We start from the raw sequence: 15915 nt of genomic DNA, 5'->3' as shown, positions 1-15915 counted from the left end.
ACGTCGGGAGGCGCGGTGCCGGTCCGTGCCCGGTCACCGGTCAGAAGGGTCCGGCGGCCTTCGCGATGGCCTCGAACAGGGCGGTCGCGTCGTCGTCACGGCGCTTGACCGACGTGCCGATCGTGCCGCCGGGGGAGTGGACCTCGGCCGAGACCCGGCTGCCCTTCTCGGACGCGGTGAAGTCGAGGCGGACGGCGTCCGCGCCACCCGCCGAGGCCGACCGGCGCAGGAGCGTGGCCCCCGTCTCGTCGGCGTCGCCCAACGAGAACGTCGGGCTCGCCTGCAGTGCCCGGCGCACGAGACCGGGCAGCATCGCCACCGGCAGCTTGAGGTCGAGCGTCGCCCGGGTCACCTCGGGGTCGCCTCGCACGATCTGGGGTCCACGCGTGTCGGCCATGGTCGGAGCGTAACGCCGACTCGCGGCTCCGTCGATCACCCGGGGCGGTAGGCCATGAGGATCTCTCGCCCACCTGCGTCGTTCCCCTACGCTGGGCCCGTGAGTGAACAGACCCTTCCGCCTGACTCGAGCGGCGTCCCGATGACCCCGCCACCCTCGGCAGACGAGATGCGGGTGACGAGCGAATGGATCGACGAGCTGACCCGCGTGTCCGAACTCCGGGGCATCGACGACACCGACGCCCAGGCCGACCTCTGGGACGCGCTCTTCGCCCTCGACCGCTGGTGGTTCATCGCCCGGGGCGAACTGCCCGACGTGCAGCCCCTGGTGACCGACGTCGACGGACGTCCGATGGTCCTGGCCTTCACGTCGCCCGAGCGGGCGCGGCAGCACGGCCTCGCGCGAGGCCTGTCGGACGAGGAGGCGGGCAGGCTCCTCGCGCTGCCGTCGGGCGGATTCGTCGACGATGCCGTCGTGCGGGAGCGCACCGGCGTGTTCGGCGTCCTCTTCGACGTCGAGGGGAAGGGGCCCTACGCACCCCTGGGTGCACTCGACGCCATGCGGAGGTTCGGCGCGGATCGGCGGGCGCGGCGCGCCGCGGACGCGAACGGCTCGACAGCCACGCCGCCGGCCGGTCCGGACCGCTTCGCCCGCCCGACGGACGCGCCGGTGCTCGTCGTCGCCCACGACGGCCGGCGGCTCCGGCGTCAGCTGGTCGGTTCGGGCATCGGGGTCCTCCTCGCCCTCGCCCTGCTCGCCGTGCTCGTGACGTGGGCCGTCACCAGCACCGCGCTGCTCTGGTTCGTGGTCGCCCTCTGGGTCCTGCCGACGCTGTTGCCGATCGCGACGTTCTCCGAGTACGTCGGAGCCCTGCGTCGCCGTCGTCGGCCGTCCTTGTCGGTCCACGCGTCCGCCGTCGTCATCGACGGCAGCGTCGTCGTGCCGTGGGACTCGGTCACCCGGGTGAGCTGGGTCGACGGGCCGGCGGGCCCCCTGGCCGGTGCAGGCGGGAGGTCGGTTCGGCGGCTGTCGATCGTCGCCCGTCTGTTCGCGATCGGCGACGGGAAGCGGCTCGTCAACTTCCACCTGCGCGACCACGACGAGGTGCGTCGTCACGCCGGCAGCGAGGGGACGACCCGCCTGGTCGACCCGACCCGCGCGACGCCGTCGTCGCCGGCGGACGCCGCGCACGCCTACGTGGTCCTCACCGACGCCCTCGGGTCGAAGGACTTCGCCGCCATGACCGTGGTGCTGCGCCGCCTGGTCGAGGACCGCGGACTCGGCTGGTCCCGCGCCGCCGAGTGAACGGGAGGCCACCGCGGAGCCGGGGCGGGGTCGCATCGGGCACCGCCGCCGCACCCGGGCCTCACCCGGTCGGCCGCCCTACGCTGGGGCGATGCCGAGCTCCGACCCGTCCGACCCCCGCCGTCCGTCGAGCCGTCGCGGCCCGTCGGGCACCGCAGCACTCACCTGGGGAGTCGTGCTGCTCGCGATCGCCGTCGTCGGGTCGCCGATCGGGGCGTCGGTGCTGCTCGTCGGGCTCGTGGCGCCCGGCCGGCAGTCGTCTGTCGACGTCGTGGTCGCCCTCACCGTCGTCGCCGTCCTGGTCGCCGGCGGCGTCGTGCTCGTGAGGATCGGGCTGGGGCAGCGCCGTCGAGCCCGGCTCGAGAAGGTCGTCGACCGGGCCGCCCCGCCGGCGGCACCGATGCCGGTGACGCGGCCCGCGCCTCCTCGGGTGGCTCCCGGCAGCACGGCACCGCTCGTCGTCCCGCCTCCCGTGGTCGACGCGACGCCGGAGCGGACCACGGCCGTCGTGGTCGACGACCCGGTCGCCCTGTGGCGCTCGGCGTTCCGGCTCGAGGCCTGGTGGTTCGTGGACCGCGGCACGGCCGGGGCCTCGAGGCCCTTCGCCGTCGTGGACGAGGGCACACCCACCCTGCTCGCCTTCACCTCGCCCGACCGCGCCCGGGACGCGGCCCTCGCCCGGGGCCTCGACGCGTCGTCCGCCGACCGGCTGGTCTGGCGCGCGCCCGCGGACTTCGTGGCCGACGTCGGCACGTACACCCGAGCCGGGCTGAAGCGGCTCGCACTCGACCCCGACCAGCACGGCGCATCGGGCACCCTCGCGGCGTTGCCCGAGATCGCACGGCTCGTCCGGCGCTGAGCTCAGGGCGTCGGCCCGTCGAGACCGTCGGGCATCCCGGGCGAGTTCGGCGAGAACGGTCCGTGACGACCGCCCGGTTCCCCCCAACCCGCCCGGTGTCGCCGAACCCTCTCGTCCTCGGGCGACCCGCACGGCATCCGGTCAGTTCCAGCGGTAGCCGTGTTCGGGTCGGCCGGGGCTGCCGTACCGGGGTTCGCGGGTCGCCGCCCCCGTGTCGGCGAGGTGTTCGAGGTACCGGCGCGCGGTCACCCGCGACACCCCGGCGACGTCGGCCACCTCGCCCGCCGACGGTGACCCGCCTCGACGCAGCACCGATACGACCTGCTCGAGCGTGGCCGGGGCGAGGCCCTTGGCCAACGCCGGTGCCGGTGCCTGCCGCAGGGTGGCGAACCCCGAGTCGACGTCCGACTGGGTCACCTGACCCTGCCCGGCCGCGAGCGACTCGCGGAACGAACGGTAGGCCCCGAGCCGGTCGGCGAAGGTCGCGAAGGTGAACGGCTTGATGAGGTACTGGACGATGCCGAGCGACACCGCCGTCCGCACGACGGCGGCGTCGCGCACGGCCGTGATCGCGATGACGTCCACCGTCGACCCCGCCGCGCGCAGGGCCCGGCAGAGCTGCAGGCCGTGCGTGTCGGGCAGGTTCATGTCGAGGAGGACCAGGTCGAGACCGCGCTCGTGAGGACCGCCGAGCGTGCGGACCGCGTCGAGGGTCTCGCGTCCGTCCCGCGCCCGCCCGACCACCTCGAAGCCGTCCAGCCGATCGAGGTACGCGACGTGCGCCTCCGCGGTCAGGGGCTCGTCCTCGACGACGAGCACGCGAACCCGGTCGACGGACGAGGAGGCGCCGGTCACGACCGCACCCCACCACGACGTCGGGCGGCGGTGTCGACGTCGTCCGGCCGCCGGTCGGGCAGCAGCACCGAGAAGGTGGTCCCGTCGGTTCCCGTGGCGACGTCGAGTCGACCTCCGACCCGACCCACGGCCTGACGGACGAGCGCGAGGCCGATGCCTCGTCCGCCCGGCGCCGCGGGCTTCGTGCTGAACCCCCGGCGGAAGGCGAGCTCGACGTCGTCCAGCCCCGGACCGTCGTCCTCGACGTCGAACTGGACGCCGCCCTCGACCCGGGCGACGGTCACCTCGACCCGCGGCGGCCGGGCCGGGCGGCCGGTGGGGTCGAGAGCGGCGGCGTCGAGCGTCGGCGCGACCGCGTCGAACGCGTTGTCGACGAGGTTGCCCAGGATCGTGACGAGGTCCCCGGGCTCGACGTCGATCGTCCCGAGGTCGGGCTCGACGTCGACGCGCAGCTCGATCGACCGTTCGCGGGCCTGCGCCGCCTTGCCGAGCAGGAGGGCGGCGAGCGTCGGCTCGTCGATCGAGGCGACGACCCGGTCGACGAGGCGCTGACCGAGCTCGAGCTCGTCGGCCGCGAAGCGGAGGGCCTCGTCGCCGCGCCCGAGCTCGATCAGCGAGACGATCGTGTGCAACCGGTTCGAGAACTCGTGGGTCTGCGAGCGGAGCGCGTCCGAGAGGGTGCGCATGGTCTCGACCTCGCCCGTCAGGTGGGTGAGCTCGGTGTGGTCGCGCAGCGTCGTCACCGTCCCGAGCGTGCGGCGGGAGCGCGGGCGGGCCGCGCCGGTCACCGGCACCGCGCCTCCTGACGGCACCGCGCCTCCTGACGGCACCGCGCCTCCTCGGGGGACGACGCGTCCTCGTCCGGTCGCCGGGGACGGGCGGGGCGGGCCGTCGGTGGGCTCGGTGAGCTCCTGGTTGACGACCAGCACTCGGTCGTCGGTCACGTGCACCTCGTCGGAGGCGCGGCGTCCGGAGGCGAGCAGCTCGCCCAGCGAGGAGGGCAGCTGCAGTTCGGTGAGCGGGACGGGAGCGGCGATGCCCCCGGTGGGCAGGTCGAGCAGTTCGGCCGCCTGGTCGTTGTAGAGCGTCAGGCGGCCTCGATCGTCGACGAGCACGAGCCCCTCACGCACCGAGTGCAGCACCCCCTCGTAGTAGGAGAACATCCGCGCGAGCTCCTCGGGGCCGCGGCCCCAGGTCACCCGCCGCAGGTACCGGCTGAGCAGCCACGAGACGACGCCGCCGAGCAGCACGGTCGCCCCCGCGGCGGCGAACACGAGGGGCAGGCGCTCACCGACGGACTGCGTGATGGTGTCGACCGTGACCCCGGCCGAGACGAGGGCGACGACCTCGCCGTCGCTCTCGATCGGCACGACCGCGCGCACCGACGGGCCGAGGGTGCCGGCGTAGGTCTCGGTGAACGACTGGCCGCGGAGGGCCGGGGCGATGGTGCCGACGAACGGGCGGCCGATCTCGTCGGGGTCGGGGTGCGTCAGACGGGTGCGGTCGGGTCGCATGATCGTGACGAAGTCGGTCGACGTGTCGCTCATCAGGGCCACGGCGTAGGGCTGCAGACGGGCGCTCGGGTCGGACGTCCCGAGCGCGTCGACGACGTAGGGGTTGTCGGCGATCGAGGTGGCGAGCGCCAGGCAGGCCCGCGCGGCCGAGCGGTCGGCGTCGTCGCGGGCCGACCGGATCGTCCAGGCCGTCGCCAGCAGGGTCACGGCGACGACGAAGACCACGAGAAGGGCGAAGAGCCGCGTGGCGATGCTCCACCGGGTGGGGTCGACGGTCATCTCGGGCGGGCTCCTCGCTGCGCTGCGGCCGGGGTCCATCATGACGCACCATCGGCGCGACCAGTATGACCACAACGTCGACGCCCACCCGGCGACCCGCGAGAGTCGCGGCGACGAACCCCGCACGACCGTCGACGACGACGCCGCCGGTCACGAGCTCGAGGAAGACCCCCATGGCAAAGACGCACAAGGGCCCGCAGACCCCCACCCCCGGCGGAACGACGACGACGGGCGGCGTCCGCGCCCGGCGCCGGATCGACCGCTCGCACTGGCTCTACATCGCGGTGATCGTGGCCGTCGCGGCCGGCATCGTCGTCGGCCTCACGGCACCCGAGGTCGCCGTGCAGCTGAAACCGATCGGCACCGCCTTCGTGTCGCTCATCTCGATGATGATCGCGCCGGTGATCTTCTGCACGATCGTGCTCGGCGTCGGCTCCATCGCCAAGGCGGCGACCGTCGGCAAGGTCGGCGGGCTCGCGCTCGGCTACTTCATCGCGATGTCGACCTTCGCCCTGGCCATCGGCCTCGTGGTCGGCAACCTGATCCACCCGGGCGAGGGCCTGATGATCGGCTCGACCGGATACGAGGCCCCCGCCGCCGAGGAGGCCGGTGGCACGGCAGGGTTCCTGCTCGGCATCATCCCCGAGACGCTCGTGTCGTCGCTGACCAGCGGCTCCATCTTGCAGACGCTGTTCGTGGCGCTGCTCGTCGGCTTCGCCCTGCAGCGCATGGGCGATCGCGGCACGACGATCCTCGAGGGGGTCCGCAACCTGCAGGTGCTGGTGTTCCGCATCCTCGCGATGATCATGTGGGTCGCCCCGATCGGTGCCTTCGGTGCCATCGCGGCGGTCGTCGGCGAGACGGGCGTCGCCGCCATCGTCGCGCTCGGCACCCTGATGGTCGCCTTCTACATCACCTGCATTCTGTTCGTCGCCGTCGTGCTCGGCACGATCCTCAAGCTCGTCACGGGCGTCAACATCTTCCGGGTGATGAAGTACCTCGGCCGCGAGTACCTGCTCATCGTCTCGACCTCGTCGAGCGAGGTCGCGCTGCCCCGGCTCATCGCCAAGATGGAGCACCTCGGCGTCTCGAAGCCGGTCGTCGGCATCACCGTGCCCACCGGCTACTCGTTCAACCTCGACGGCACGGCGATCTACCTGACCATGGCGTCGCTGTTCATTGCCAACGCCATGGGCACGCCGCTCAACGTCGGCGAGCAGGTCTCGCTGTTGCTGTTCATGATGATCGCCTCGAAGGGCGCCGCCGGCGTCACCGGAGCCGGCATCGCCACCCTGGCCGGAGGCCTGCAGGCACACCGCCCCGACCTGGTCGACGGCGTCGGCGTCATCGTCGGCATCGACCGGTTCATGTCCGAGGCGCGCGCCCTGACCAACTTCACCGGCAACGCCGTCGCCACGATCCTCGTGGGCACCTGGACGAAGCAGATCGACAAGGACCGCGTCGAGACCGTGCTGTCGGGCCGCGCGCCCTTCGACGAGGCGACCATGAACGCGGACGGTCACGGCGCCTCCTCGGGCTCGGGCTCGGACACGAGCGCCGGCTCGGCCGACCCGGCCGCCGCGCGTCTGCTCGACGGCCGCACGGGTGGGCTGGGCTCGCTCGAGGGCACCTCGCCCGACCGCATCTCGACCGGCTCGCTGCACGCCATGGTCGGCACCGACGGTCGCCGCGCCGACGAGCACCTCGCCGACGCCGCCGCGGACGACGAGCCCCGTCGGGGTTAGCACCTCCGTCGGACCCCAGGAAGTCTCCGAGACCCCCGTACGCGTGTGGGGGTCTCGGCGACTTCCGAGGGTCTCGCCGCCCGCCCACCGACCCGCGGCGGGTGCAGCGTGCAACATCCGCGTCGGAGGCGTACCGTCGCACTCGATGTGCGGTCACGCCCCACGGTCAGAGCCGACCGACCGGGCCCCGCAGGACGGAGCCACCATGCTCGCCGGACGCCTCGACGTCAGCACCCGCCACTTCTCGGTCACCGAGGTGCCCACTCCCGACGCCGGCCCGGGGCAGGTGCGCATCGCCGTCGCCGCCGCCGGCGTGTGCCTCAGCGACGTGCACCTGATCCAGGGCTCGCTCACGCCGCTCAACCTGCCCGGTGACACCGTCACCCTCGGCCACGAGGTCGCGGGCACCGTCGACCAGGTGGGCGAGGGCGTCACGCACGTCGCTGTCGGTGACCGCGTGCTGTTGCAGGCCGGTGAGGAGCGCGACGGACAGGTCTTCACCCGCGGCGTCGACTACGACGGCGGCTGGGCCGAGTTCGCCGTGGCCCGCGCCGACACGGTCGTGCCGATCCCCGACTCCCTGCCGTTCGATCAGGCCTGCTTCATCCCGGACGCGGTGTCGACACCGTGGGCGGCGCTCACCACGACGGCCGACACCCGGCCCGGCACCGCGGTCGGCGTCTGGGGCATCGGCGGACTCGGTGCCCACGCCGTGCAGTTGCTCGCCCTGCTCGGGGCCGCACCGATCATCGCGGTCGACCCCTTGCCGGGGGCCCGGGACCGGGCCCTCGACTTCGGTGCCGACCTCGCGCTCGATCCCGCCGACCCGGACTTCGCCACGGCGCTCGGCCGCGCGACCGGTGGCCGAGGGCTCGCCCGGGCCTTCGACTTCGCGGGCGTGCCCGCCGTGCGCGAGCAGGCGATCGCCTGCCTCGGCTATCGGGGACGGTTGACGCTCGTCGGCCTGTCGGACCAGCCGATCACGATCACGGACGGCACGAAGTTCAGCTTCCTGCAGCAGCAGGTCCTCGGCCACTACGGTTCCGAGCCCGCCGACGTCACCACGCTCGTCGCGCTGGCGGCCCGGGGGAGGCTCGACTTCGCGAAGTCGGTCAGCGCGACCGTGCCACTGGCCGAGGCCGAGCGGGCGGTTCAGATGCTCGAGCGCAAGGAGGGCGACCCGATCCGGATCGTGCTGGTCCCGTGAGCGACGCGACCCGCGCCTCCTCGGCTCCGCGCGAGGGCGACGACCGCCCCGCGGGGGTCCACGACCGCCCCGCCGGGGCCGACGACCGCCCCGCCGGGGGAGACGTCGAGCACGTCGACCTGCTCGTCGTCGGCGCCGGCCTGTCCGGAGTCGGCGTGGCGGCCCGGCTCCGCCGCGACTTCCCCGGTCGCAGCCTGGCCGTCGTCGAGGCACGGGCGGCGATCGGCGGCACCTGGGACCTCTTCCGGTACCCGGGGGTCCGCTCGGACAGCGACATGTTCACCCTCGGCTACGGGTTCCGGCCCTGGCGGGACGCCCGTGCGATCGCCCCGGGTGCGGCGATCCGGGACTACGTCCGCGACACGGCCGACGAGACGGGCATCACGGGGCTGATCCGGTTCGGGCACCGGGTCGTCGCCGCCGACTGGTCGTCGGCCGACGCCCGGTGGACCGTGACGATCGAGGTCGCGAGCTCGCCCGGGCCGGGCGGGTCGCCCGCCGCCACCGACGCGTCGAGCGAAAAAGGCGCGGGTGCCACCCCGGCGACGCGTCGCGTCACGATCACGTGCGCGTTCTTGTTCGTCTGCTCGGGCTACTACCGCTACGACGAGGGCTGGTCACCCGCGTTCCCGGCGCAGGACTCGTTCGCCGGACGCGTCGTGCACCCCCAGCACTGGCCCGAGGACCTCGACGTGAGCGGGAAGCGCGTCGTCGTGATCGGATCCGGGGCGACGGCGGTGACCCTGGTGCCCGCCCTCGCCGAGAGCGCCGAGCAGGTCACCATGCTGCAGCGCTCGCCGACCTACGTGCTGTCGCTTCCCTCGCGTCGGAAGGAGCCCCGCGCCTGGCGTCGGCTGCTGCCGCAGGCCGTCGACGACCGGCTGATCAGGTGGCGCAGCATCGGCATGGCGCTGCTCAGCTTCCAGACGAGCCGGCGCTCTCCCGAGAAGATGAAGGCGTTCCTCCGGGCGCAGGTGGCCCGGCGCCTGCCGGACGACTTCGACGTCGACCGGCACTTCCAGCCGAGCTACGACCCGTGGGACCAGCGTCTCTGCATCACCCCGGACGGCGCGCTCTTCCGGGCGTTGCGCTCGGGGTCGGCGTCGATCGTGACCGACGACATCCACTCGTTCACGGCCGACGGCGTCCGGGTCGCGGGTCGCGACGGCCAGCGGGCGCACGAGCTGCCCGCGGACGTCGTCGTCACGGCGACCGGTCTCAACCTGCTGCTGTTCGGCGGCATGCGGTTGTCGGTCGACGGTGTGGAGGTCGACCCGGCGACCCGGCTGACCTACAAGGGGTTCATGCTCTCAGGGGTGCCGAACCTGGCCTTCGCGATCGGGTACACCAACGCCTCGTGGACGCTGAAGATCGACCTCGTCGTGCACTACGTCGCCCGGCTGCTCCGTCACGCCGATCGTCACGGGTACCGATCGGCCGTGCCGGTCGCGCCGGAGCGGCCGGGGCCGACGAGCCCGCTGATCGACCTGACGAGCGGCTACGTGTCGCGCGGGGTGCACCTGATGCCCCGGCAGGGAGCGCGGTCACCGTGGCGGATGCACCAGAACTACCCGCGCGACCTCTGGCTGATGCGGCACAGCACGCTGACCCGGGACGGCATGCGGTTCGAGCGCTGAGCGAGCCCCGCCGGTCTCGGGTCGGACGACGCGGTGGCCCGCCGTGGACGACTCAGCCGACCACCGCGAGGGCGAAGGGCAGCACGGCGGGGGCCCCGGCGCGGCGCAGTTCGCGTCCGGCCACCGTGATCGTCCAGCGGCTGTCGACCAGGTCGTCGACGAGCAGCACCGGCCCGGACACCTCGGAGAGGGCCGTGGCCAGCTCGGGGCCGACCTCGAAGGACTGCCAGACGTCGGCCAGGCGGTAGACGCTGTTGCCGCCCTGGCCGCGGCCGGCCGAAGGGCGGGCGCTGCCGAGCGTGCCGAGCAGCGGCAGTCGCCCGACGGTGCTGATCGCCTCGGCGAGCGACCCGACGAGCTGCGGCCGCGACGTGGACGGCATCGCGACGACGCCCACGGGCCGTTCGGCCCACGGCCACTCCTTCAGGACGCGCACGACCCCGTCGAGCAGGTGCTTCGACAGGGGGGCGTCGGGGGCGTTCGCCGCGAAGACCTCGCGCAGCGTGTTGCCCCATCCGAGGTCGGTCAGTCGGGCGAGCGCCCGACCCGGCTCGACCCGTTCACCCTCGGGAATCTTGCCCTTGACGGCGACCCCGGCCCGGTCGGCCCCCGTGGGCCACTGGGCCCGGGGGTCGATCTCGACGCCGACCCGGTCGAGGGTGCTCGCGGCCGAGGTCGCCGCCTCGCCGGCGATGTCGGTCGGGTACCAGGTGCCCGCGCAGACGTCGCACCGCCCGCAGGGCTCGGCGGCCGGGTCGTCGAGGTCGACCTGCAGCATCTGCATGCGACAGGTCTCGCCGCGCTCGAACGCGAGCATGGACTCCTGCTCGGCGACCCGGGCCGCGGCGATGCGGTCGTAGCGTTCGGCGTCGTAGACCCAGGGCTCGCCCGTGCTGACCCAGCCGCCCTGCACCCGGCGGACGGCACCGTCGACGTCGAGCACCTTGAGCATGAGCTCGAGCGGAGTGCGCTTGACGTCGACCCGCGCCTCGAGGGCGGGCGTCGACAGCGGCGTCTCGCCCAGCTCGGCCAGCACGGCCGCCGCCCGCGCCTCGGACGGCATCGAGGCCGTGGCGAAGTACTGCCAGATCTCGGCGTCCTCGGTGCCGGGCAGCAGCAGCACGTCGGCGTTGTCGGTGGCGCGACCCGCGCGGCCGATCTGCTGGTAGTACGCGACGGGCGACGACGGCGCACCGAGGTGGATCACGAAGCCGAGGTCGGGTTTGTCGAAGCCCATGCCGAGGGCGCTCGTGGCGACCAGGGCCTTGAGGTCGTTGCCCTTGAGGCGCTGTTCGAGCTGTTCGCGTTCTTCGGGGTCGGTGCGGCCCGAGTACGACCGCACGTCGTGGCCGGCCTCGCGGAGCAGCCGGGCGGTGTCGTCGGCCGCCGAGATGGTGAGCGTGTAGATGATGCCGCTGCCGGGCAGGTCGGCGAGGTGGCTGAGCAGCCAGCCGAGTCGGTCGCGCGAGGTCGGCAGCTGCAACACCCCGAGACGCAGGGAGGCGCGCGCCAGCGACCCCCGGATCGTCAGCACCTCGTCGCCCGGCCCCACGGCGAGTTGCTCTGCGACGTCGGCCACGACGCGGGCGTTGGCCGTGGCGGTGGTGGCGAGGACGGGGACGCCCGTGGGCAGGGTGCGGATGAGGTCGGCGAGGCGACGGTAGTCGGGTCGGAAGTCGTGGCCCCAGTCGGAGATGCAGTGCGCCTCGTCGACGACGAGCATGCCGAGCCGGGCGATGAGGACGGGCAGCTGCTCGTCGCGGAAGCGCGGGTTGTTGAGTCGTTCGGGGGAGACGAGCAGCACGTCGATCTCGTCGTCGACGAGCTGCTGCTGGACGTCGGACCACTCGTGGGCGTTCGCCGAGTTGACCGCGACGGCCCGCACCCCGGCCCGGGCGGCTGCGGCGACCTGGTCGCGCATCAGGGCGAGCAGGGGGGAGACGAGCAGCGTCGGGCCGGTGCCCCGTCGACGCAGCAGCAGGGTGGCGATGAAGTACACCGCCGACTTGCCCCAGCCGGTGCGCTGGACGACGAGGGCTCGACGACGATCGGCGACGAGCGCCCGGATGGCCTCGAGCTGGCCGTCGTGGAAGACGGCGTCGTCGCGCCCGGTGAGCGCCCGCAGCAGGTCGAGTGCCTCGGCGTCGATGTCGGTCGCGGTGCTCGTCGGTGTCATGGCCCCATGCTCGCAGAGGCCACCGTCACCCGCCGGACGGACGAAGGGCGCGACCGCCCGTCACCGGGTGGTCGCGCCCCGGGGACGAGACGAGGGAGGTGGGTCAGCCCGCCGAGGAGTCCGAGCCCGGCTCGGCCGGGGGAGTGGCACGCTTGCCCAGTTCGACCGCGACGAACGAGGCGACGACGCCGGCGACGAGCGCGAAGACCGTTCCGCCGGCGCCCCACGACTTCTTGCCGAAGAGCTGGTCGACCGACGGGCCGCCGGGGCCGGAGGCCAGGGCTGCGGCCGCGGCGATCAGGACGGCGTTGTACTCGTAGCCACCCTCGGTCACCCACGGGCCCTTGGCGAGGTGGACCTTGCGGACGGCCGTGACCATCGTGCCGACGATGCCGGCGGCGGCGAGCGGGGTCGCCGCGCCCAAGGCGAGGGCGGCGCCGCCGGCGGTCTCGGTGACGGCGACGAGACGGGCGTTGCGGCTGGCGGGGTGCATGCCCGTGCCGGCCATCATCTGCTCGGTGCCGGCCAGGCCCGGGCCGTCGAAGGCGCCGGTCAGCTTCTGGAGTCCGTGGCCGACGAAGAAACCGCCGACGGTCAGGCGGAGGAGGGTGGATGCGAGGCTCATGCACCGTTCCTACCCGGTGTGGGCCGTCGCCGTCCGCGGCGGGGCGCGTCCGGTCCGCCGCTCGTGTCAGGATCGGGGGATGCGCGCCGTCCAGTACGACCAGTTCGGGTCGATTCCGACCATCGTCGACCTCGCGGCACCCGTGCCGCCCGACCACGGCGTCGTGGTCCGCGTCGCGGCCACCGGGGTGTGCCGGAGCGACTGGCACGCCTGGAAGGGCCACGACGACTCGGTGCGCCTTCCCCACGTGCCGGGTCACGAGTTCGCGGGCGTGGTGACGGCGGTGGGCGCCGACGTCACCCGGGTCGTCGTCGGCACCCGCGTGACCGCCCCGTTCGTCTTCGCCTGTGGCACGTGCGACGAGTGCCGTGCCGGTGCCACCCAGGTGTGCTCCCGTCAGCAGCAGCCCGGGTTCACCCTTCCCGGCTCGTACGCCGAGTCGCTGGTCGTCCCGCACGCCGACGTGAACGTCATCGCCCTGCCGGACGAGGTCGGCTTCGTCGAGGCGGCGGCGCTCGGCTGCCGCTTCGGCACGGCGTACCACGCCCTGCACGCCCGGGCCCGCGTCCGGGCGGGTGAGTGGGTCGCCGTCTTCGGCTGCGGCGGAGTGGGTCTCTCGGCGGTCGCCGTGGCGGTGGCCGCCGGTGCTCACGTCGTCGCGTCGGACATCTCGCCCGCCGCCCTCGAACGGGCCGCCGACCTGGGTGCCGAGACCGTCCCCATGGACCACCTCGCCGTCGACCGGGTCCGAGCCCTCACCGGCGGAGGCGCCGACGTCGCCCTCGACGCGTTCGGCAGCCGGGTGACGTCCGCGGCGTCCGTCGCGTCCCTCCGTCCGCGGGGTCGACACGTCCAGGTGGGCCTGCTGCTCGACGACGAGGCCGCCCCGGTGATCCCGATGGGGCGGGTGATCGCCGACGAACTCGAACTGTTGGGCAGTCACGGCATCTCGGTGGGCGAGTACGCCGCGATGCTCGACGACGTCGTCGCGGGCCGACTGCGTCCGCAGGAGTCCATCGGTCGGATCATCGCCTTCGACGACCTGCCCGACGCCGTGGCCGCCATGGACCGACCGGCGACCTCCGCCGGCATGACGGTGGCCGTGTTCTGACCCGGCCTACCTCAGTCGTCGAAGGTTGGTGACGCTCAGCCAGATCAGGCAGAGCATGCCGATCAGCGTGAAGTACGACCCCGACTTCCCGGGATCGAGGACGATCAGGACGATCGAGGCCGCCGCGAGCGTCACGGCGACGGCGAGGAGGACGGACCAGGTCGTGCGACCCGTCTTGGGCGGGGGGTTCGAGGTCATGCTCCATGCTGTCATCCCCGCACGGCGTCCGCAGGTGTCCGACGCGGGAGGATGGCCCCATGACTGCACTCCAGGGAATCGACGTCGCGGCCGAACTCCGACAGGTGACCGAGCACTGGACGCCGCGGGTCGTCGGGCGGGTGAACGACCAGTACGTGAAGGTCGCGAAGCTGCTCGGCGAGCTCGTCTGGCATGCGCACGACGCCGAGGACGAGATGTTCCTCGTCGTCTCGGGCACCTTGCGCATCCAGCTCCCCGACGACCGCGAGGTGGTGCTCACCCCCGGGCAGTTCCACGTCGTGCCGCGGGGGGTGCCGCACAACCCCGTGGCCGACGACGAGGTCGAGATCGTGCTGATCGAGACCACCACGACGGCCCACACCGGTGACGTCGTCGTCGACCGCACCGTGCCCGTCGACCGTCAGGTCGGCGACTTCCGCTGACGACGCCGCCCAGGAGGCGCGGGGCGCGTTCCCGGGGGCCGGGCAGGTCAGCCGCCGCGGGTCCACTCCGCGACGAGCGAGACGGTGTGGGCGTACGCGGCGAGCCGGGGCCGGTTCAAGAAGGCGTGGTGGGTGCCCGGCAGGACGTGGTGCCGCACGTCGACCCCCGCGTCGGCGAGCTCGGCGGCGAAGAGGTCGCCCGAGGCGCGCATGTTGTCGCGCTCGGCGTTCACCACGAGGGTGCGGGGGAAGCCCGAGAGGACGTGGCCGCCGGGGAAGGCGAGACGGTCGGCCAGGGAGCCCCGCGAGCCGGCGTAGTTACGGTTCATCGCGTCGAGGGCCCACCTCGCGTGGCTGAGGCCACGGTGACCGCCGGACCGGTGGTGCGCCTCCACCACCCGGGGGTGTGCGGCGTGGAAGAAGCCGTAGGCGAAGACGGCGCCGACCGGAGGGCGACCGTCGTCGATCGTGCGGAGGGTGGCCGCCGCGGCGAGGCACGCTCCCGCGCTCGCGCCTCCCACGATGACGCCCTCGGGGGACCGGTCGCCCACCTCGCCGTAGGCCGTCACCACGTCGTCGAGTGCCCCCGGGTACCGGCTGCGCGACGGCATCAGCCGCCCGGCCAAGAGACCGAGGCCCGGGGGAGGCGCGAGACGGTAGTCCACCGTGGCGACCCTCACCCCGCGTGCGGCGAGCGACCGCGCGACGTCGTGCGCCTCCGGCTGGTCGAGTCCACCGCGGAAGAATCCGCCGCCGTGCAGCCAGAGCAGCGTCGGGCCTGCCGGGGCCGACGTCCCCGGCCAGGGCTCGTACCAGCGGACGGTGACGTCGGGGCGGACGGGCACGGTACCGCTCACGTCCGATCCACCGCGTCGTCGGGCAGGACCAGCAGGTCGAGGTGGTCCTGCAACTGCTGCACCACGTCGATGCGGTCCGGGTCGAGGAGCCACTGCAGCTGGATGCCGTCCCACAGGGCCACGAGCCCGGACGCCGCCCGGTCGGGGTCGACCCCGGGGCGCAACCGACCCCGCGCCTCCAGCGCTCGCAGGGCGTCGCCGTACTCGGCACGCAGGCGCTCGAAGCGCTCCCGCACGTAGTCGCTGCCGGGGTTGCCGGTCGTGACCGCCTCGCCCGCCAGCACCGCATAGAGCGCGATGAGCCCGGGGACCGTCTCGTTGTGTCGCGCCTGCCCGAGGACGGTCCCGATCAGGTCACCCCGGTCGGGAGGCTCGGCCGAGCGGTCCGAGACCGTGTCGCGACGTTCGAGCACCGCGAGCAGCAGCGCGCTCTTCGACGGGAAGTAGTGCAGCAGGCTCGTCTGACTCATGCCGACGACGTCCGCCACGTCTCGGAGCGACCCGCCGACGTAGCCCTTGGTCGAGAACACCTCGAAGGCCGCCTCGACGATCGCGAGCCGGCGTTCGGCCGACTTCGCGTACGGGCCGCGACGCGCGGGACGAGAACCGTCGGCGGCACCGGTGGGCACGCCGCCTGGGTCGCTCGTCGTCGAGCCGATCGTCGTCATGATCGGCCACTCTACGACCTCCCGAACACCTCGCCCGTG

General features: G+C 73.5%; 15 protein-coding genes. 7 read left to right on the top strand and 8 right to left on the bottom strand.

Going from position 1 to position 15915, the window contains the following annotated elements; genetic code table 11:
* Positions 1 to 40: 40 nt before the first annotated feature.
* Entirely contained in the window at positions 41 to 397 is a 357-nt protein-coding gene (locus IFT88_RS15785; RefSeq protein ID WP_056230266.1) for a hypothetical protein, read from the bottom strand.
* Positions 398 to 496: 99 nt separating this feature from the next.
* On the opposite strand from IFT88_RS15785, the gene IFT88_RS15780 reads away from it, so the two are divergent.
* Both IFT88_RS15780 and IFT88_RS15775 read left to right on the top strand, forming a co-directional pair.
* Complete coding sequence (locus IFT88_RS15780) at positions 497 to 1702, top strand: hypothetical protein (protein WP_192121721.1); 1206 nt, start codon at positions 497 to 499, stop codon at positions 1700 to 1702.
* 91 nt (positions 1703 to 1793) lie between these two features.
* A complete protein-coding gene (locus tag IFT88_RS15775; RefSeq protein ID WP_192121719.1) occupies positions 1794 to 2561 on the top strand; it encodes a hypothetical protein in 768 nt (255 codons plus the stop codon).
* 141 nt (positions 2562 to 2702) lie between these two features.
* Here IFT88_RS15775 and IFT88_RS15770 read toward each other — a convergent pair whose 3' ends face one another.
* Both IFT88_RS15770 and IFT88_RS15765 read right to left on the bottom strand, forming a co-directional pair.
* The gene (locus IFT88_RS15770) at positions 2703 to 3416 is read right to left on the bottom strand and encodes a response regulator (RefSeq protein WP_192121717.1); all 714 of its coding nucleotides are present in this window, start codon (positions 3414 to 3416) and stop codon (positions 2703 to 2705) included.
* On the bottom strand, positions 3413 to 5209 hold the full coding sequence (locus IFT88_RS15765; RefSeq protein ID WP_192121715.1) for a sensor histidine kinase: 1797 nt from the start codon (positions 5207 to 5209) through the stop codon (positions 3413 to 3415). The genes IFT88_RS15770 and IFT88_RS15765 overlap by 4 nt, the downstream gene beginning before the upstream one ends.
* Before the next feature lie 173 nt (positions 5210 to 5382).
* Here IFT88_RS15765 and IFT88_RS15760 point away from each other — a divergent pair, with 173 nt between their 5' ends.
* From IFT88_RS15760 to IFT88_RS15750, 3 genes are all read left to right on the top strand, one after another.
* Complete coding sequence (locus IFT88_RS15760) at positions 5383 to 6954, top strand: cation:dicarboxylate symporter family transporter (RefSeq protein ID WP_137847043.1); 1572 nt, start codon at positions 5383 to 5385, stop codon at positions 6952 to 6954.
* A 205-nt stretch (positions 6955 to 7159) separates the two neighbouring features.
* Positions 7160 to 8161, top strand: a complete 1002-nt coding sequence (locus tag IFT88_RS15755) for a zinc-binding dehydrogenase (protein ID WP_192121713.1) — start codon at positions 7160 to 7162, stop codon at positions 8159 to 8161.
* Positions 8158 to 9798 (top strand): NAD(P)-binding protein, encoded by a 1641-nt coding sequence (locus IFT88_RS15750; protein WP_192121711.1) that lies wholly within the window; start codon positions 8158 to 8160, stop codon positions 9796 to 9798. The genes IFT88_RS15755 and IFT88_RS15750 overlap by 4 nt, the downstream gene beginning before the upstream one ends.
* A gap of 52 nt (positions 9799 to 9850) precedes the next feature.
* Here IFT88_RS15750 and IFT88_RS15745 read toward each other — a convergent pair whose 3' ends face one another.
* Positions 9851 to 11974: a RecQ family ATP-dependent DNA helicase gene (locus tag IFT88_RS15745; protein ID WP_192121709.1), complete on the bottom strand. Its 2124-nt coding sequence runs from the start codon at positions 11972 to 11974 to the stop codon at positions 9851 to 9853.
* A 103-nt stretch (positions 11975 to 12077) separates the two neighbouring features.
* A complete protein-coding gene (locus tag IFT88_RS15740) occupies positions 12078 to 12599 on the bottom strand; it encodes a DoxX family protein (RefSeq protein WP_192121707.1) in 522 nt (173 codons plus the stop codon).
* 79 nt (positions 12600 to 12678) lie between these two features.
* Here IFT88_RS15740 and IFT88_RS15735 point away from each other — a divergent pair, with 79 nt between their 5' ends.
* Positions 12679 to 13710, top strand: a complete 1032-nt coding sequence (locus IFT88_RS15735; protein ID WP_192121705.1) for an alcohol dehydrogenase catalytic domain-containing protein — start codon at positions 12679 to 12681, stop codon at positions 13708 to 13710.
* Between the two features lie 6 nt (positions 13711 to 13716).
* Here the strand turns inward: IFT88_RS15735 and IFT88_RS15730 are convergent, their stop codons facing one another.
* The gene (locus IFT88_RS15730; protein WP_192121703.1) at positions 13717 to 13908 is read right to left on the bottom strand and encodes a hypothetical protein; all 192 of its coding nucleotides are present in this window, start codon (positions 13906 to 13908) and stop codon (positions 13717 to 13719) included.
* Positions 13909 to 13967: 59 nt separating this feature from the next.
* On the opposite strand from IFT88_RS15730, the gene IFT88_RS15725 reads away from it, so the two are divergent.
* Entirely contained in the window at positions 13968 to 14351 is a 384-nt protein-coding gene (locus IFT88_RS15725) for a cupin domain-containing protein (RefSeq protein ID WP_192121701.1), read from the top strand.
* Positions 14352 to 14398: 47 nt separating this feature from the next.
* Here the strand turns inward: IFT88_RS15725 and IFT88_RS15720 are convergent, their stop codons facing one another.
* Both IFT88_RS15720 and IFT88_RS15715 read right to left on the bottom strand, forming a co-directional pair.
* On the bottom strand, positions 14399 to 15208 hold the full coding sequence (locus tag IFT88_RS15720; RefSeq protein WP_192121700.1) for an alpha/beta hydrolase fold domain-containing protein: 810 nt from the start codon (positions 15206 to 15208) through the stop codon (positions 14399 to 14401).
* Positions 15205 to 15876, bottom strand: coding sequence for a TetR/AcrR family transcriptional regulator (locus tag IFT88_RS15715; RefSeq protein ID WP_056230294.1), 672 nt, complete (start codon positions 15874 to 15876; stop codon positions 15205 to 15207). The genes IFT88_RS15720 and IFT88_RS15715 overlap by 4 nt, the downstream gene beginning before the upstream one ends.
* Between the last annotated feature and the right edge of the window lie 39 nt (positions 15877 to 15915).

The organism is Frigoribacterium sp. CFBP 8751, from assembly GCF_014841545.1.
GTDB lineage: Bacteria > Actinomycetota > Actinomycetes > Actinomycetales > Microbacteriaceae > Frigoribacterium.
The sequence above is the reverse complement of the archived record's forward strand: the minus strand, read 5'-3'. Positions and strand labels throughout refer to the sequence as shown.